The organism is Vibrio sp. CJQ_6 (assembly GCF_043106745.1).
GTDB lineage: Bacteria > Pseudomonadota > Gammaproteobacteria > Enterobacterales > Vibrionaceae > Vibrio > Vibrio furnissii.
Genome location: NZ_JBICMV010000028.1, coordinates 572,142 through 590,260 on the forward strand (window position 1 = coordinate 572,142; position 18,119 = coordinate 590,260).

Consider the following 18,119-nt stretch of genomic DNA (forward strand, 5'->3'; position numbering starts at 1 on the left):
TTCATCTCCGTAAAAACAAACAGCGCGTGTGGCTTTCATATTTATGCAAGGAGTCAAAATGAGCCAATCCAATACGTTGAGACTAATTTTTCCACAGTGGCAAGGGGGCAACAACGAACCCTATTTCTTGGGCGCGCAGTTGTTAAATTGGTTAGCGCCACAACATGACGGGCCGGTTGAAACTATCGACGTGGCGTTGCCGCAAGGCCAAACGCTGGCAGTGGTGGATGGGGTGCTGGCACGGCCGCAACTGATCCAACAACTCGAAGATGCTCAAGCAAAAATCCAGCGCCATCAACCCGAGCGCATTGTTGTGCTGGGCGGTGATTGCTTGGTCGACTTGGCCCCATTTGCCTACCTGAACGAGAAATATCAGGGCGATTTAGCCATTTTGTGGGTTGATGCGCATCCAGACATCATGACGCCGGCGCAGTTCAGTCATGCGCATGCGATGGTTCTGGGCAACCTGCTTGGCCTCGGCGACGCTCAATTTTGTAGTTACGTGGCAAAACCGGTGAACGCTCGCAATGTTTGCTATTTGGGGGTCAATGAGCCGACCAGTTGGGAAGCGCAACAAATGAACGCGTTGGGCTTAGCGAATGTTTCTCCGCAGCAACTGCAAGCAGAGGGGAGCCAGCCGTTGGTTGATTGGTTCCGTTCAACGGGCGCGAAGCATCTTGCCATTCACTTGGATTTGGATGTGCTTGATCCGAACTTGTTCCGTGCGTTGCTGTTCTCCAACGTGGCTGATGATCCGGCGTTATTCGATGGCGTGGCGAAAGGCAAACTGAGCATGACACAAGTGATTGACGCATTGACAGACATGGCGGGGGTGGCTGATGTGGTTGGGTTGGGTATCGCAGAACATCTGCCATGGGATGCTTTGGCGCTGAAAACCATGATGGCGCGCTTGCCTCTGTTGGGGAATAATTGCTCAAGCTAATGCGGTGTTTAGCATTCATTTAATAGGATGATAATTCCTGTTCCGAGAGGTGTGACAGCAGCACTGCGATCTCGCGCTTCAATCCCTTTTGGCGTGCTTCAAACCTTGGAATACAAGGGCTAAAGGCTATTGATAATCCACACAATTTGTGAGGTGAAACGAAGTTTCATTATGAAACGTATGTATCTTTCATGAAGTGTGGTTTGCGCAAAAGATTCCCCAAAAAATTCCTTTATAAACTCGGTTTTAGAAGGCGTGCACCGCGCCTTCGCTTAACTGACTTTTGTAAGGGAATATATGATCAGAAACATTCGCATCGGATTAAGAAGTGCCTTGGCGTTTGGTGTGCTAGGTGCTTGTACGCTGATATTGGGGTTATTCTCGGTTTCTCAGCTTTCTCGTCTCAACGACTCAACAGATCAACTGACATTACAACGCATGCCTGCCGTTGCGACGGTAGCCGATTTGCGTCGTGGTATTTTACGAACCCAAGTTGCGGTGAGTGAGCTTTCTGATGCTAAAACTCAGGCGCAGCAAAGTGCAATTCAAACGCGCATGAAAGCGATCATTAAAGATTACGATGCCGCTGAGCTAAAAATGTCGCAGTTGGCGAGTAATGAAGATTCCAGAAACATCTTGAAGGAAGTGACCTTATTGCATGGTCAGTTGACCGATGCGCTGCCACAACTGTTCACGCTGACCGAACAGGGCCTGCTGGACGCCTCTGTCCGTTATCGTGAAGATGTGGTTGTGCCACTGATCGACAAAATTGAAGCGGTGTTGGATCGTTACGCACAGTTTCAAATCAAGATGGTCAACATCGACAACGATGCCGCGACCGATACATACCTTGTGGCTCAAAAGCTGGTGTACATCGGCATTGCGCTGACCATTTTGGTGATTGTTGTTCTAGCATACGTTTACAGCCGCAGCCTGATTGTACCTTTGAGCTATGCCGTGGAGGTGGCCAAGCGAATCGCTTCGGGAGATCTGACGCAGCAACTGTCTGACCCACACCGCGATGAAGCCGCGGATATGCTGCGCGCATTGGCCGACATGCAACAACAGCTTGCCAAAGCGATGTCGATGATCGGCGATTCTTCCACTCAGCTTGCCGCGACATCAGAAGAGTTGAGTGTGGTGACGCATCAATCCTCCGTGATTGTGACCCAGCAAAGCGATCAATTGAGCTTGGCTGCAACGGCCGTCAGCGAATTGACTTCGGCGATTGAAGAAGTCGCTCGGACCGCTAGCGCGACCAGTGCGAACGCGGAAGTAATGGACGATAAAACGCAGATCGGCAAATCGAAAATCGTAGAAACGATCAGCGCGCTAGAACTGCTGAAAATGGACATGCAAGATGCGGAAAACAGCGTGTTGGCGCTCTCCGATAACGTAGCCAATATCAGCACCGTGCTGGACGTGATTCGTGCCATTGCTGAACAAACCAACTTGTTGGCACTGAACGCAGCGATTGAAGCGGCGCGCGCCGGAGAAAATGGTCGTGGCTTTGCGGTGGTGGCAGACGAAGTGCGTGCACTGGCTCACCGGACGCAACAATCCACAGCGGATATTGAAACCATGATTACCGCCGTGAGCTCGGAAACTCGCCAGACTGTGAGCAAAATGGGACACAGCAATGAGCTGGCCAACTCAACCTTAACGGTGGCGAACGATGCCAGCGTGGCATTCGAAGAAATTTCGGTGTTGGTGAGTGAAATCAACGGCCAGAATGCGACCGTCGCCAGCGCTGCTGAAGAGCAAGCTGTCGTGGCACGGGAAGTGGATGAAAACTTGGTGCAGATTAAAGATCTGTCGGTGCAGACCTCTGCGGGGGCGGATCAAACCAAAGCGTCCAGTGAAGAGCTGGCCACTTTGGCCGAGCACCTGAACGAGCTGGTGAGCCGCTTTAAAATTGCTTAATGTGTCCGCCTTGTCTCTCTGACATTCTCTCTAAAAGCGGTGGCCTCGCTGCATTTTTCGGGGGAATGAATGAGTCAAAAAAAGCCGCTGATTGTTCAGCGGCTTTGTCTTTTTTGCCTTCGTTGTTTTACTGCGTTATTGTTCCACGACTCTGTCTTTCACTGCTCGGTATTTCACCGTTTTGTTCTTCTCCGTTTTGCATTTTAGCGCTTTATATTTCACCGCTCAGCGTTTCACAGTAATGCTTTGAAACGCTGAGCGGCTTCGTGTTGACGGTAGGCGAGACGTCAGGCGATGTCTGCTTCTCGCAGCGCTTTAATGTCTTTTGAGGGTGGCGCACCAAACAGGCGACTGTATTCTCGGCTGAATTGGGAAGGGCTTTCATAGCCGACGCGGAATGTGGTCGCCATCGCATCGAGATTTTCAGTCAACATTAAACGACGAGCTTCACTCAACCGCAGTTTCTTTTGAAATTGCAGCGGTGTCATCGATGTCATGGTACGAAAGTGGGTGTAAAACGCTGACTTGCTCATTCCGGTGTAAGAGGCCAGCTCACTGACGCTGAGCGGTTTGACGAAGTTGTGTTTCAACCAATCAATCGCTTTAGAAATTTGATGGCTGTGGCTGCCCGCGGTCACGATCTGGTTGAGACGTGCGCCTTGTTCGGAGGTGAGCAGGCGATAAAAAATCTCGCGCTTAATCACTGGCGCGAGAATCTTGATGCTCGCTGGGTCATCCTGTAGTGCCATCAGGCGCACAAACGCATCCAATAAGGGTTCCGACAATTCCCCTACCGCAATGCCTTTTTGTGCCTCTTTACTGTGCGGAAAGGCGAGTTCGCTTTCGACGATCAATTGCGAGATCTCATGCAAGTCGATTTCCATCACCAACCCTAGGTACGGCGTCTCTTCTGTGGCTTCAATGATATTGGCGATGATGGGGAGATCAACGGATGAGATCAAAAAATGATTGGCATCGTAAACAAAGTTTTCTTCGCCGAGTAGGACTCGTTTTTTCCCTTGAGCAATCAAGCAGATACTGGATTTATGCGTATAGCTGGTTGGTGGCGTCGGGGTGTTCCAATGGCTCAGTCGTACACCGGGAATTTCCGTATCAAACTGATTGGTGTTGTGAGTCCATTTGTCGATTTGGCGAGCAAAAGTTTCGATAGTTTTTGCCATGGGATTGGGTTCTTTCATTGCGGCTCCCGAGATGACCTTGGCGGTCTTTGGCGCGAATTGAATGCTGTAGTTATAACATCAAATCACTTCATGTAAAGAATATCAGGCAATCCCCTTGGCCGGTCAGAATGCCAGCGATGCCTCACCTGTCTAGCGTGTTGATTCGGTCAAGGCGTGATGCTTTCAATAATATTAATTATTTATCAACGTATTAAGTTTATTGCACTCTTGTGGTAGCGGTGGTTTTTTGGTCATTCATTTTCCCATGGCTTGAATATTGATTGGAGGAATGGGCAAGAAATAGCGTTGAATAGGCTAACGTGAAGTCACGAAGAAGGCGTAAATTAGCCTCACGGTTTGGCGAGACACACATCGCTTGCGTTGCTTCTCTCAAACCGATGCCGTGTTTTACCTGCCATACCGGAGATGCCGATGAACCATCCAACTGAACAAGCATTAACAAATCAAGAACGCGCCATACTGCCGATCGCGGCGTTTACCGCCAGCGGGCAGATCGAGTGCCTCAAAAACAGTCTTGAACACGGGTTGGATGCGGGGCTGACGGTCAATGCCATCAAAGCCATTTTAGTTCAGCTTTATGCATACGCAGGATTTCCACGCAGCTTGAACGGATTAGGGGCGTTCATGGCTGTGCTGGAATCACGCAAACAACGCAGCATTGTGGATGAAAACGGCGAAGACGGCTTGGCGATGGTTCCAGGCGACAGCTTGGCCGTGGGCACGCGTCATCAAACGCAACTGGTGGGTCAAGCGGTCACGGGTGCATTGTTTGAGTTTGCACCGGCAATTGATGCGTATTTAAAAGCCCACTTGTTTGGCGACATCTTTCAAAGCGACGTATTGAGCTGGAAAGAGCGCGAATTGGCGACGATTGCTGCGTTGGCAAATATGAGTGGCGTGAATGCCCAGCTTCAAGCGCACTATGGCATTGCGATGAACAATGGTGTGACAACGAAGCAACTTGACGAATTTATCGATGTGATTCGCGATACATGCGGAGAACGGGTTGCTGCAAATGCTGCCGACGTGCTCAACGCGGTACGACATTAAACCCGGTATCCCACGCAGATGCGATGAACACAACAAAGAATGATTGGAGTTTACGATGAGTCATGAAGCAAAAACATTGATCCCAGAAGAACTGAAAGCCGGCAATTTTAACGGCAAAGGCATTTTTGATTTTGGTGAAGAGAACGTGGCGTATGCCGACTACTTTACGGGCACCAGCTACCTTGCTTTGCTGAATATCCCGGGGGTGGTTGTGGCCAATGTGACCTTTGAACCGGGTTGCCGTAATTTCTGGCATATTCATCACAAAGGCGGCCAAATCTTGCTGGCGACCGGTGGGCGCGGTTGGTATCAAGAAGCTGGTCAACCGGCACAAGAACTGAACCCTGGCGATGTGGTTCACATTGCACCGGGTACGAAACACTGGCACGGCGCGGCCAAAGACAGCTGGTTTGCTCATGTTGCGGTAGAAATCCCAGCGGAAGGTGCCAGCAACGAATGGTGCGCTCCCGTTTCTGATGAAGAATACAACGAACTGTAAGCGTTAAATCCACATCCCAGCGCCAGCATCCGCCTGGCGCTTTTCTTTCCTAACCCTCGCTAAGCTCAGGTTAATTATGAAAAACGTCATTCAGACTCAAGAGAAAATCTCCGACCGTTTCTACGAAGGCGAACGCCCTTTGTATGCCGCGAGCAACACCTTTTTGCACAAGGTGCGTTTCTATCCGGGCGAATCGGCGATGAAGCACACCCACCACATGACAGCGATGCAGTGCGAATTCATGGGCAAATACCCATTCTGGCACAGCAACCACGTTTTGTTGGAACAAAGTCTGTTCACCGTCTACGCGCGTGCCGCGATTTGGTATACCGACCATCTGACTATGAAAAACTGCGTGGTGGAAGCGCCTAAAATGTTCCGTCGCGTTTCCCATTTACATATCGAAAACTCGCGCTTCCCCAATGCCGGTGAAACGTTGTGGATGTGCCATGATGTGACACTCAACAATGTTGAAATGCGTGGCGCCGATTACGTGTTCATGAACTGTGAAAATGTCGAGATCGACGGTTTTAAATTGCAGGGCAACTACTCATTCCAAGATGCCAAAAACGTCACGATTCGTAACGCATATCTAGATTCAAAAGATGCATTCTGGGGTTCTGAAAACATCACGGTGTACGACAGTGTGCTTGATGGTGAGTACTTGGGCTGGCATTCGAAAAATCTGCGCTTGGTGAATTGCACTATTCGCGGTGAACAACCTTTGTGTTATGCGCAGGATTTGGTGATGGAAAATTGCGTGATGGAAGAGACCGATCTCTGTTTTGAGTATGCCACGCTGCACGCGGAGATCGTTTCTGACATTATGAGCGTGAAGAACCCTTTGTCGGGTTACATCAAAGCACGTTCGATCGGCGACATCATCATTGATGAACATAGCCGCGATCCAAAGGCGTGTATTATCGAAACGCAAACCAAGGCAGGCGCAGAATGAACACATTCGATTTTGATGCCATCATCAATCGACACCACACCGGTAGCGCTAAATGGGACAGTCCCCATGATGAGTCGGTGTTACCGATGTGGGTTGCAGACATGGATTTTCGCACTGCTCCGCCCATCATTGATGCGCTGCAACGCCGAGTCGCCCATGGCATCTTTGGGTACGCCAGTGTGCCAGATGCGTATTTTCAGGCGGTGATTGACTGGTTTACGCGTCGTCACGGATTTGCGATGCAGCGTGAATGGATTTTATATACCTCCGGTGTTGTGCCTGCGTTATCGGCGATATTAAAAGCAGTGACACAACCGGGCGATGGTGTGATCGTGCAAACGCCCGCGTACAACTGCTTTTTCAGTTCAGTGCGTAACATGCAGTGCCAGTTGGTGGAGAATCCGCTCATTAATCGTGATGGTTTTTATGAAATGGATTTTGATCATCTGGAGAAAGTGGCTGCGCAACCCCACGTAACGGCGATGATTTTGTGTAATCCGCACAATCCGGTTGGCCGTGCGTGGCGTGAGCAAGAGCTGCGACGTGTGGGGGAGATCTGCTTTCAACATGGTGTGATGGTGATCAGTGATGAAATTCATTGCGACCTGATGTTCCCGGGGCAAACGCATCAACCGTTTGCAGCATTGGGGGAGGAATTTCTGCGTCACAGTGTCACGACTCATTCACCAAGCAAGTCATTCAATATTGCTGGGCTGCAAATTGCCAATATCATCGCAGCGGATGATCGTATCAGAGCCAGTGTGGATCGCGCGCTTAATATTCACGAAGTGTGTGATGTGAACCCGCTTGGTGTCACCGCATTGATCGCGGCCTACAACGACAGTGAAGCTTGGTTGGATGCGCTGACTGGGTATTTGCATCAGAACTACGAACTGGTACGCGATTTTATCGCCACGCATTTACCGAAGCTTCAACTGACTCAGCAACAAGCGACTTACCTAGCGTGGATTGATTGTCGCAGCCTCGCAATGAGCTCAACACAACTGACGGAAAGACTACGCCGAGAAGGTAAACTGATGCTCAATGCGGGCACGGTGTATGGCGACGCCGGTGAGGGGTATTTGCGCCTCAATATGGCCTGCCCACGTGAGCAATTGATGGATGGACTGAACCGACTGCGCGCAGTGATCAGCCAATTGAACTAGGTGACATTGAATGAGAAAACGCTCACGTTTATTGTGATTTGGGTTGTTTCTACTCAGTACATTGACAATCAAAACGGCGAGCGCGAACATTGCGCTCGGCCAAGGAGAACACAGCATGAAGATCCGTTTCGTGTTTGACGATCGCACCGTGACCGCAACACTCAACGATTCACCCTCGACGCAGGATTTCCTTCGTCAACTGCCGTTGAGCTTTGAACTGGAAGATTACGCGCGTACGGAGAAAATTGCCGATTTGCCCCTTAAACTCACCACCCAAGGCGCGGCATCGGGTACCGCATCTAAAGCAGGTGACATTGCCTATTACGCGCCGTGGGGAAACTTAGTCATCTTCTACAAAGATTTTGGTTATGCTTCCGGGTTGATCCATTTAGGTCAACTGGATGGTGGTATGGATCGCTTGACCAGTAACGGCTCAATGAGTGTCACTATCGAACGAGCCGATTAAGGGCACGATGGTATCGGCTTTCAATCGATAGGCACGAAAATCAACTTGACGCAATGACGGCAAGTTGGTTAAGGTTTCGCCATCATTTCTTTCGGAGTTTACGCCAATATGAACAACTAAACCTGTCATCCATGTTTGATTTTATTTTTGGATTCAAAGGGTTAGTAGGCGTAGCTCACTTTCCGACATTGCTTGTCATTGCGCGCATCGATTGATGTGCTCAACCGCATTCCGCTACGGCTATTGCCCCTGTCACACAGGAGGCAAACGATGCCATTTATACAAGCCACTCAAATTAGCTATCAATTCGATAACGGCGACACGCTGTTTCAATCCATCTCGTGTTCTATGACTCAACGCCGTGTGGGGTTGGTCGGGCGAAACGGGGTTGGGAAATCGCTGTTCGCTGCTTTACTATGCGGTGAACGTCAACCTTCAACGGGCCACGTCGTTCGGCCCAATTCGGTCGCGATTTATCGTCAACTGCCGTCTGAATTACGGTCAGGCACTTGCACGATTGCGGAGTTTCTCGGGCTGCAAGCTGTTCTTGATGCGCTCAAACAAATTGAATCGGGTGATTGCTCTCAACATGGGTTTGATATCGTGGGAGATGCGTGGGATCTGCCTGCGAAACTGAACCAACAACTGGTTGCCATGAACTTGCCACCCGATCCAGCCTTTTTATGCGCCAAACTCAGTGGTGGGCAACTTGCTCGGCTTCAATTGTGGCAACTGCTCACGAGCGACGCAGCGCTGCTGATCCTTGATGAGCCATCGAACCACCTTGACACTCAAGCCAAGCAGTGGCTGGTGGACACTATGCGAACGTTTTCGGGCGCCATTTTACTGATTAGTCACGACCGTCAGTTGTTGCGTGATATGGACGAAATCTGGGAATTGTCTGGCCTTGGCTTGCGCGTGTTCGGCGGTCATTACGAGAAGTATGCCGAACAAAAGCGTAGTGAGGTGCAGGCGGTTGAGCGTCAGTTGGCTTGCGTGAGCAAGCAGCAAAAACAACTCGAAGCGCAGGCGCAGCGAAACCGTGAAAAGGCAGAGCAACGAGCCGCGCAAGGAAACAAATTGCGCAAAGCGGGCAGTCAGGCCACCATTTTGCTCGATGGTAAAAAAGATAAAGCAACAGCGCGAGCGGCCAATCGCCGCCAGAATGAAGAGCGACGGCAAAGCGATTTGCACGCCAAAGCGCAGCGGTTACAGGCGCGAAAGGAGCAACTGAAAGGCCAAACACTCTATTTGACCGGACATTCGCCACAACCCCGCAACGTGATCACGCTTATCGGCGCCGAGTTGATGTTTGGCAACGTGCCCCCTCAAACATTTACGTTGCATGCGAACGACAAAGTTCACCTGACTGGCCGCAATGGTTGCGGCAAATCCAGGTTACTCAAAACCTTATTGGGTGACCTCCCGCTGGCAAGCGGTGAGTTGCGATTAAATACCGCGTTGTATTACCTCGACCAACATTTTGGTGCAGTTCGTGACGAGTTGTCGGTGTTAGACAACCTGCTGCAACAGTGCGCGGGAATGAAAGAAGGTGATGCGCGTACCGTGTTGGCCGGCATCGGCTTTCGTCATGATCGTGTTTTTTGTCAAGGCAATGTACTGAGTGGTGGCGAGAAGATGAAACTCACGATGCTCATTGCCAGCCATCAGCCCACGCAACCATTTCTGTTGCTGGATGAGCCGGATAACCATCTTGACCTTGATTCCAAACACATGCTGGCACAAGCGCTACAACACTACGCCGGCGGCTTTATTCTGATTAGCCATGACGCAACGTTTGCCCAAGAATCGGGTGTACAACGCGAGATTGTGATGACGTCATTGAGTGAAAGCAGGTCGATTTGAGCGGGTGTATTCATGCACGATTAGTTATACGCCTCAAATATTCAACGTCGCGGCTCAAATCGCCAATGGACGTTTAGCGTATGCAATCATCTAATTTTAGGTTGCATCGCTTTTCGTTAAGTTACCGCAGGATTGAGGTCGGTATTGTGAGATACACTATGCAGGTGATTGCAACTGTATGGCTTTGGTTCTGGACAAGGCGTGGCGGTAGCGTGCCTAAAATCAGGCACTCATACCATCAAACATACCGTTAAGCATGCCGTTAAACATTGGGCGATGTGTTGCCAATGAACAAGTTGGATAATGGACTTCTGACACCGCTGGCTCCGCGTTCGATCACATGCGTGTAAATTTGTGTTGTTTTGACATCAGAATGGCCCAGTTGCTCTTGCACAGTTCGAATGTCAGCCCCCGCTTCGAGTAAGTGTGTGGCAAATGAGTGCCGTAAGGTATGACACGACAACGGCTTCGCAATTTCAGCGGCGAAACGTGCTTTGATTATCGTCTTTTGCAGTGTGGTTTCATGTAGATGATGGCGATACCAACCCGCTTCGTCGCCATATCGACACAACTGTTTGGCTGGAAAGAGGAATTGCCATTCCAAGCTCTTCGACGCAGACGGATATTTCTCGGCGAGTCGGTTTGGCATTTGGACGCCATCATAATTTGGGTTCAGTTGATCTTGAGTATATAAATGCTTCACGGTCTCGATTTGAAAGCGAAGTAGGGGATGAAGCTCTTTCGCCAGTGTGACGATGCGGCTCTTTCCGCCCTTGCTTTGCCAGACCCTGATGGCGCCATAGTCGAAATCAATATCTTTAACTCGTAACCTGATGGTTTCCATCAAACGTAACCCGGAACCATACATCAATTGATAAGGCAGTAATGTCTGAGCTGGAATGGCCGCGAACAGCTTTTTGATCTCCGTTGGTGTGAGAACAACTGGCAGTTTCCGCTGCTTTTTCGAATGGCGGAAGCGCAAATCGATGTCGAGCGGCTTTTTCAAAAACTCTTTATAGAGAAATACCAAAGCGTTCAGCGCTAAGTTTTGGGTCGATGCCGCAACTTGTTTGCTGACCACTAGATCCGATAAGAAGGCTTCGACATCGCGGTTGCCAAGTTTGTTTGGATGTTGGTTACCATGAAAACGAATGTATTGAACCACCCAGTACAAATAACTTTCAATCGTTTTACGCGCGTAGTGACGTACTTGCATGAACTCAGTCAAACTGGTCAAAAACGGTGATTTCATCTTTATCTCGAATACTGTTTTAATATACAGTTTATTGTAATCCGACGCGGAAAGGATATTAAATAGACAAAGGCAGCATTTCGTGACTTGTGCAATCCAAAATCAAACTTCTCTCATGCTTGGTTTGTTGGGGGATACGAATGATTTACGAAGTTTGGAAAGCGTAACCTATATAGACAAGTTCGGGGTGAAGCTGTCTGTATAATAATTGTTATGTAGCTTTATAAATTTTAGTGTTTATATCCAGTTGTCTCTGGCAAATGGTTCGCGGATAGTTCATCTATCGCAAGGTGTGGCGAGCATTATGTTATCGAAACGTCTGCGTGCAATGTCGGTTCTGTTCGTTAGGTTTTCCCTACACAAAAGCGATCTTTGTCGCTGGTCGTTTGAATCCAAGGGCGCTGGCCGTTTTGCCTACTCAATTTCGTGAACCACTTTGGGCAATTTGGCTACAACAAGATTTGCTGTTTGTTCGGCTTTTCTTGGGTGGTAAATTGAATCTGAAAGTCAGGCTACATAACAAAGCGTTCAAGCGGGACTCATGCCGCGTGGCATTTTTGGTTTGCGGTGAGTTTTGTGGCGACAGTGGTCTGCGGAAGGTTGGTTTATGCGGCATTCGCCCCTTAACGCGGCGTTATATAGCTTTATAAACTTTGATGTTTATATCCAGTTGTCTCTGGCAAATGGTTCGCGGATAGTTCATTTATCGCAAGATGTGGCTAGCATAATGTTATCGAAACGTCTGTGTGCAATGTCGGTTCCGTTCGTTAGGTTTTCCCTACACAAAAGCGATCTTTGTCGCTGGTCGATTTGAATCTCCGGGCGCTGGTCTTTTTGTCTACCCAATTTCGTGAACTACTTCGGGTAATTTGGCTGCGGCAAGATTCGCTGCTTGTTCAGCTTTTCTTGGGTGGTAAATTGAAGCTGAAAGGCAGGCTATATAACAAAGCGTTCAAGCGGGACTTGGCACGCGTGGCATTTTTGGTTTGCAGCTTGTTTAGTGATTAAGGCCGTAATGCGGTCACGTTTGTAGTGCGTGCCTACGCCCCTTAACGCGGCGTTAGGGCTCAGCGTTAAGTTTAAAATTTTGGGGTACTTGTAATTGTGAATGAGTTTTTATCGAAGGACACAGCATCCTTTTTGAATGGTATAGCTAATCTGGCGTTGTTGGTTAGCCTAGTTGTTGGTGCTGCTTCCACCGCTGTTGTCATTTGGACTGGTAACATTAAAGAGTTTTATCTTACCCAAGAGCTTTCCGATGCACACTTAAAAGCGGAGACTGCTAAGGAAAATGCTGCTGTAGCAAGCGTTGAAGCTGCTATAAATAAGAAAAAAGTCGAACAGTTGAATTTAGAGGCAAGTATTGCGAAAAAGGAGTTAGCTGAAACACAAATTCGTCTTGTTAAAATGCAGGAGATGAGAAGGCTACCGAAAGATACAGCAGACCAATTATGCGAATTTATAAAGCTAAGCCAGTTAAGCTTGGAACGAGAGTATAACCTTCGTGTCTTTTCTGTTGCTGATTCTGAGTCTCAAATGTTTGCTATGGATTTCTTAAGTTTATTTAAATCGTGTGGAGTAAATATTTACCCAACTCCTGGCGGTACTGTTCCAAACGAAATCATACAACTTGAGCCAAACGATACGGGGTTGGAGCTTGTAATCAATAGTAACAAGCCAGAGCAACCTTTTAGTGAGTTGCTTTTAAAGATGCAAAGTTTAGGGATTCAGGGAAGTATCCGTATTGACTCTTCACTTGACCCTAAATCCGCTCGTATAAATATTCTACGAAAGCCAAGTAGTTAAATCCAAGAGCCCTAACAAACTGTTTAAGAGTGATTCGCAACGCGTGGCATTTTTACTATGCGTTGCGTTTAGTGTTTAAGGTGGTATGCGGTAGCTTTGGTGTTGCGTTGCTCACACCTTAACAGGGCGTTATGAATAAAGAGAGACAGTATTAGTGACCGAAAAAAGAAAAAAGCCTTCTGATCCAGATGTAGCGCAACTACTTGTCGCAACTCGTAGGAGGTGTTGTTTATGCTATTTTTTGGAAAATGATGAACGCCGGAAAAAAGTTCAAATTGCTCATATTAACCAAAAGCGTAGTGATTCAGATGTGTCCAATTTAGTTCCATTATGCCTAGATCACCACGATGAATATGACTCAAAGACGAGGCAATCCAAAAATATAACTGTACATGAACTTAAAATGTACAAAGAGATGCTTATAAAGAAACTTTCAAGTGAAGAGCCCCAAAAAGAAGCGGTATACGTCGTTGAGCAAAGGGTGCCCGATATGAGTTCTTCAATATTCTATGACTATGGGAATTTATATTTCGACATTTGTATTGCGTTACTTAAGTATGACCCAGTAGGAATAAATTTTGGCGTCAATCCAGATGAGTACGCACCGGAGGTACATCAAATAATAGCAAGATTACAAGATAACCCTAATGGGCTTGCTACATTTCAAATATGTAAAGATGTATTTGTTGACTTGCTTGATGAGGAAATAGTTGAAGGTGTGGATTTTAGTGAGATTGCTGACTATATAGAAAGGCGTTGGGAACGTTTTCTAGAAAATAATAACGTATATGAGTAATTTATTCATAACAAACAATTTAAGAGTGATTCGGCACGCGTGGCATTTTTACTATGCGTTGGTTTTAGTGTTTAAGGTGGTATGCGGTGGCATCGGTATTGCGTGCCTCACACCTTAATTGGGCGTTAGGCAATAATTTATAAATGGTAGTTAGGTTTAGTCATGTCAAAAGAAAAGCTAAAAAATCAGTGTATATCATGTAATCAGACTACGTGGCATCAAGTAGAGGGAAGGCACCAGTTTCAATCGAACCCTGATTATGATTACCACTACATGATTGAACACTTAATAGTTAAATGTTGTGGTTGCGAGTCTGTTTCATTTGTATTGCGAGAGCATGATATTGAGCTTGCATATCTTGATGATGAGGATGAATGGATTGTTCCTATTACTACCGAAACCTTTCCCAAGAAGAATAAAGGGACGTTACTCAATAAATCAATGCCTGACATAGTTCAGAACATTTATAGAGAGTCATGTAACGCATATCGTGATGGTGCGTTAACTTTAGCTAGTATAGGCTTTAGAGCAACGATTGAAGCCGTCTGTAATGAGCAAAATATCGCGGGAAAAGAGTTAAGTACAAGAATCAACAACCTAGCTAGCAAAGGGCTGATATCGAAAAAAGACTCTGCACGTCTTCATTCTATAAGGTTCTTAGGTAATGATGCCGCTCATGATATTAAAACTCCTGATAGTTCATCACTAGATGCAGCTCTAATAATAGTAGAACACTTGCTTACAACATTATATGTTCTAGATAGCGAATCAAAAGGCAAGTTAGAAGAAATTATTGAGGACTTTGACTTGTTAATTGAGCTTTTAGATAGAAAGTTATCTGAGTTTAAAAAAGGGGAAGAACTTCCTCTTCAAAAAATATTGGGTAAAGATATTAGAAGAATTAGTGGTAATATCAAGAGTGTCGAAAAAGAACTCAACGCTAGAATAGGTAAAAAACAATACCAAAAATTAAGTTTTGGCAAGGTAGGGAAATACCAAGGCTCTAAGGATGACTTACAGCATTACATTATTGCCTAACAAACTGTTTAAGAGTGATTCGCAACGCGTGGCATTTTCGCTATGCGTTGCGTTTAGTGTTTAAGATGGTATGCGGCGGCATCGGTATTGCGTTGCTCACACCTTAACAGGGCGTTATATAGCTTTATAAATTTTGGTGTTTATATCCAGTTGTCTCTGGCAAATGGTTCGCGGATGGTTCATTTATCGCAAGGTGTGGCGAGCATTATCTTATCGAAACGTCTGTGTGCAATGTTGCTTCCGTTCGTTAGGTTTTTCCTACTTAAAAGCGATCGTTGTCGCTGATCGATTTGAATCCACGGTCGCTGGCCGTTTTATCTGTCAAAGTTCGTGAACCATTTCAGGTAATTTGTCTGCGGTAAGATTTGTTGCTTGTTCGGCTTCTCTTAGGTGGTAAATTGAAGCTGAAAGGCAGGCTATATAACAAAGCGTTCAAGCGGGACTCATGCCGCGTGGCATTTTGGGTTTGCGGTGAGTTTTGGTGGTGTAAGTGGTCTGCGGAAGGTTGGTATATGCGGTATTCGCCCCTTAACGCGGCGTTATGAGGCATATGGATATTCAATTAATACAAATAGAAAGTGATGAGTTTCAAAGTCTATTTTCTGTTGTGAAACAGGGGATTTATTCGCATGTCGATGCCGTCTTTGGTTGGTGTGACGAGTTTCAGTCCAATCGTTTAAAAATTGACTATGAGCCGCATTGGTTTCACTGGGTTTATCTAAATAACACACAAGTTGGAATGCTATGCTTCAAGCCTTACGACAATGCACTTCATGTACATTTACTTATTGTGTTTCCAGAATTTCAAAATCAAAAACTGGGTGAAAGGGTCATGAATATGGTTCAAGAAATAGCGCGAGAGCAAGGGCGTAGTTACGTAACCTTATCAAGCTTTACTCGAAATGAGTCAGCGGTAAAGTTTTATAAATCTCTTGGATATGAGGTGACTGAAAGCGATGAAAACTTCCTTTCTCTGTCGCTTCGAGTTGCCTCATAACAAAGCGTTTAAGGCAGATTCGCAACGCATGGCATTCTTGGTTCAAATTGAGTTTTGTGTTTACGGTGTAATGGTTCAGGTTAGGTGTAGGCGTCGCTCACTACTTAACGCGGCGTTAGCATGCTTCGTACAAAATCATAGATGACATTAGATGGGATCGTAACCTACGTTTTAAGAGTATGAGCACTCAGAGGCTAGGGCTATGTTTGAACATCAGAAGAAATATGAAGCATTTATTCGTGAGCAAGGCGTAGGGCAAAATGACAAAGTGGCTGATTCTTGTAAGTCTTATGTTTCCTACTTAAATGGCGTGGAGAAGCATGCAAATATAAGAATTAACTCAAAAAATCTGGCAAGCGAAAACGATATTTCGGGTATTGTCGCGAAGCTTCATGAGTCGCATGAAATATCTGATAGAACTATCGGCAACTACGTGTCTGCTATGAGGCAGTATGTGAGGATGGTGAATCAATCAGCCCCACATGCTAACAAACTGCTTAAGAGTGATTCGCCACGCTCGGCAGTTTTAACTCCCCATACTTTTGTGATTATGGTGGTGATTTTTATTATGGTGCTAATGTGGCTCACACCTTAGCAGGGCGTTAGGTTTCTCCGCGGGAAACATCTAATTCGAGGATTTTGGATCATGGATTATGAAACGAAGCTACAACTTGCTCACAAAGAATTAAATGACAAAGGTGTTTGGAAGTCGAACTACAATCCACCAGTTGTAAAGTGGCTACGTAAACTTGGAATGTGTTTTCCGCCACCTTGTTACCAAAGCTATTTTGCAAACGTTATGCTTTGTGTTGCTTTCTTCGCTCCTGTATGGGGAATTTTTCAATGGTTTCTCGTGTGGAACGAGCTAGGTAAACCAGTATTAGAAGCAGTTTTCATCTCGTTACTTGCTGGCACTTTGTTTGGCTTGGTTATGGCAACTTTTTTCTACATTAGGCGTAAGCAATTAAATCTAACAGATTGGGGTTCATTGGGGGAATAAGCCCGAAACCTAACAAAGCGTTAAAGAGGGATTCGTGCCCCGTGGCATTTTTGGTATGCAGTGAATTTTGGTGGTGAAAGTGGTCTGCGGAAACTTGGTTTATGCGGCACTCACCCCTTAACGCAGCGTTAGGCATCAATATGCGATTCACTTGTATCTGGTTGTTCTCTGAAAAACAAAGCCAAGGTAGTATGATGAACAAAGTTCGTTAATCATGGGAATACATGATGAATATAGTGAAAGTAAACAATACCAATGCTCATGTTTATGCCAACCTTTACCAAGCGTATGGTGCTGAATTCTCTAGAATCATAGATGATAAGCCTGATGAGAATGGGCTGTTCGAGATTTATCCTCAGCTAAATGGAACAGTCACAGGCTACTTACTCTACATTGATGGACTTCCTGCTGCTTTGACAGCAATCGACGAGAAGTCAACAAAAGAATTCGAAATTTGCGATTTTTATGTTTTACCTTGCTTCCGCAAAAACAAAGTGGGTAAACATTTCATTTTCAGTTTGTTTGAACAACTCGGTGGTTCATGGGAAATCAAGCAGGTCGCTGGTGCCGATCATGCTATCAGTTTCTGGCGTGATGTAGTTGGGGATTACACGTCTGAAAACTATATTGAAGATGTATATGAAGACCACAAGTGGGGAACAGTGACAAGGCAATGTTTCTCGCACGATAAAAATGCCTAACAAAGCATTTAAGAGTGATTCGCAACGCTTGGCAGTTTCGCTTCGCTCAAGTATAGCCAAGCGCCGCTCACACCTTAATGCGGCGTTAAATATACAAGGAGAAACTATGGCATCATTAGATTTTGAAGTTGAAAAGCAAAAGTTTAGAGAGTTCTATAACGATAATCACGATGTTTTAGAAAAAGCTAAAGATAGTTTTGTGAGTATTATTAACTCAATCTTAGTGACGGAAGGTATTTCCATATCACTTGTGTCAGGACGAGTTAAAGACCGAGAAGAGTGCATCAAAAAGTTTTCACGCAAATATCAGGCGAAGCTTGAGGAAAGTGAAACTAGTTATGAAATAAAAGATTACATCACAGATGTCCTTGGCTTGAGAGTTGTCTGCTTATATGAAAAGGATATAATTAAAGTAAGAGATATGTAGTGGTCAACTAAAATTGGCCACAGTTTTAGAGT

18 protein-coding genes are annotated in these 18,119 nt (G+C 46.3%); 16 read left to right on the plus strand and 2 right to left on the minus strand.

Going from position 1 to position 18,119, the window contains the following annotated elements; genetic code table 11:
• The first annotated feature begins 58 nt into the window (after positions 1–58).
• The gene (locus ACF8PK_RS17445) at positions 59–943 is read left to right on the plus strand and encodes an arginase family protein (RefSeq protein ID WP_392442713.1); all 885 of its coding nucleotides are present in this window, start codon (positions 59–61) and stop codon (positions 941–943) included.
• Between the two features lie 297 nt (positions 944–1,240).
• Positions 1,241–2,866, plus strand: coding sequence for a methyl-accepting chemotaxis protein (locus tag ACF8PK_RS17450; protein WP_004727918.1), 1,626 nt, complete (start codon positions 1,241–1,243; stop codon positions 2,864–2,866).
• A gap of 287 nt (positions 2,867–3,153) precedes the next feature.
• On the opposite strand, the gene ACF8PK_RS17455 is transcribed toward ACF8PK_RS17450, so the two are convergent.
• Complete coding sequence (locus ACF8PK_RS17455; RefSeq protein WP_392442716.1) at positions 3,154–4,065, minus strand: AraC family transcriptional regulator N-terminal domain-containing protein; 912 nt, start codon at positions 4,063–4,065, stop codon at positions 3,154–3,156.
• Between the two features lie 414 nt (positions 4,066–4,479).
• On the opposite strand from ACF8PK_RS17455, the gene ACF8PK_RS17460 reads away from it, so the two are divergent.
• From ACF8PK_RS17460 to ACF8PK_RS17485, 6 genes are all read left to right on the plus strand, one after another.
• Entirely contained in the window at positions 4,480–5,118 is a 639-nt protein-coding gene (locus ACF8PK_RS17460) for a carboxymuconolactone decarboxylase family protein (protein ID WP_392442719.1), read from the plus strand.
• A 55-nt stretch (positions 5,119–5,173) separates the two neighbouring features.
• A complete protein-coding gene (locus ACF8PK_RS17465) occupies positions 5,174–5,617 on the plus strand; it encodes a cupin domain-containing protein (RefSeq protein WP_392442720.1) in 444 nt (147 codons plus the stop codon).
• Positions 5,618–5,693: 76 nt separating this feature from the next.
• Positions 5,694–6,572 carry a DUF3737 family protein gene (locus tag ACF8PK_RS17470; RefSeq protein ID WP_004727922.1) on the plus strand — a complete coding sequence of 293 codons (879 nt, stop codon included), beginning with the start codon at positions 5,694–5,696 and terminating at the stop codon, positions 6,570–6,572.
• Positions 6,569–7,738 carry a MalY/PatB family protein gene (locus ACF8PK_RS17475; protein WP_392442722.1) on the plus strand — a complete coding sequence of 390 codons (1,170 nt, stop codon included), beginning with the start codon at positions 6,569–6,571 and terminating at the stop codon, positions 7,736–7,738. The genes ACF8PK_RS17470 and ACF8PK_RS17475 overlap by 4 nt, the downstream gene beginning before the upstream one ends.
• Before the next feature lie 115 nt (positions 7,739–7,853).
• A complete protein-coding gene (locus ACF8PK_RS17480; protein WP_392442724.1) occupies positions 7,854–8,204 on the plus strand; it encodes a cyclophilin-like fold protein in 351 nt (116 codons plus the stop codon).
• Between the two features lie 270 nt (positions 8,205–8,474).
• A complete protein-coding gene (locus ACF8PK_RS17485; RefSeq protein WP_392442726.1) occupies positions 8,475–10,070 on the plus strand; it encodes an ABC-F family ATP-binding cassette domain-containing protein in 1,596 nt (531 codons plus the stop codon).
• A gap of 262 nt (positions 10,071–10,332) precedes the next feature.
• On the opposite strand, the gene ACF8PK_RS17490 is transcribed toward ACF8PK_RS17485, so the two are convergent.
• The gene (locus tag ACF8PK_RS17490) at positions 10,333–11,322 is read right to left on the minus strand and encodes an integron integrase (RefSeq protein ID WP_392442728.1); all 990 of its coding nucleotides are present in this window, start codon (positions 11,320–11,322) and stop codon (positions 10,333–10,335) included.
• 1,104 nt (positions 11,323–12,426) lie between these two features.
• Between ACF8PK_RS17490 and ACF8PK_RS17495 the strand changes: the two genes are divergently transcribed.
• The 8 genes from ACF8PK_RS17495 (at position 12,427) to ACF8PK_RS17530 (ending at position 18,087) form a co-directional block, all read left to right on the plus strand.
• The gene (locus tag ACF8PK_RS17495) at positions 12,427–13,128 is read left to right on the plus strand and encodes a hypothetical protein (protein ID WP_392442730.1); all 702 of its coding nucleotides are present in this window, start codon (positions 12,427–12,429) and stop codon (positions 13,126–13,128) included.
• 154 nt (positions 13,129–13,282) lie between these two features.
• On the plus strand, positions 13,283–13,924 hold the full coding sequence (locus ACF8PK_RS17500) for a hypothetical protein (RefSeq protein ID WP_392442733.1): 642 nt from the start codon (positions 13,283–13,285) through the stop codon (positions 13,922–13,924).
• A gap of 162 nt (positions 13,925–14,086) precedes the next feature.
• Positions 14,087–14,962 carry a DUF4145 domain-containing protein gene (locus ACF8PK_RS17505; protein ID WP_392442735.1) on the plus strand — a complete coding sequence of 292 codons (876 nt, stop codon included), beginning with the start codon at positions 14,087–14,089 and terminating at the stop codon, positions 14,960–14,962.
• A gap of 541 nt (positions 14,963–15,503) precedes the next feature.
• Positions 15,504–15,959 carry a GNAT family N-acetyltransferase gene (locus tag ACF8PK_RS17510; protein ID WP_392442737.1) on the plus strand — a complete coding sequence of 152 codons (456 nt, stop codon included), beginning with the start codon at positions 15,504–15,506 and terminating at the stop codon, positions 15,957–15,959.
• A gap of 202 nt (positions 15,960–16,161) precedes the next feature.
• Positions 16,162–16,554, plus strand: a complete 393-nt coding sequence (locus ACF8PK_RS17515; RefSeq protein WP_392442740.1) for a hypothetical protein — start codon at positions 16,162–16,164, stop codon at positions 16,552–16,554.
• 51 nt (positions 16,555–16,605) lie between these two features.
• Positions 16,606–16,959 (plus strand): DUF6404 family protein, encoded by a 354-nt coding sequence (locus tag ACF8PK_RS17520; protein WP_392442743.1) that lies wholly within the window; start codon positions 16,606–16,608, stop codon positions 16,957–16,959.
• Positions 16,960–17,186: 227 nt separating this feature from the next.
• Positions 17,187–17,660, plus strand: a complete 474-nt coding sequence (locus ACF8PK_RS17525) for a GNAT family N-acetyltransferase (RefSeq protein WP_392442769.1) — start codon at positions 17,187–17,189, stop codon at positions 17,658–17,660.
• Positions 17,661–17,766: 106 nt separating this feature from the next.
• Positions 17,767–18,087, plus strand: coding sequence for a hypothetical protein (locus tag ACF8PK_RS17530; RefSeq protein WP_392442744.1), 321 nt, complete (start codon positions 17,767–17,769; stop codon positions 18,085–18,087).
• Positions 18,088–18,119 lie beyond the last annotated feature (32 nt).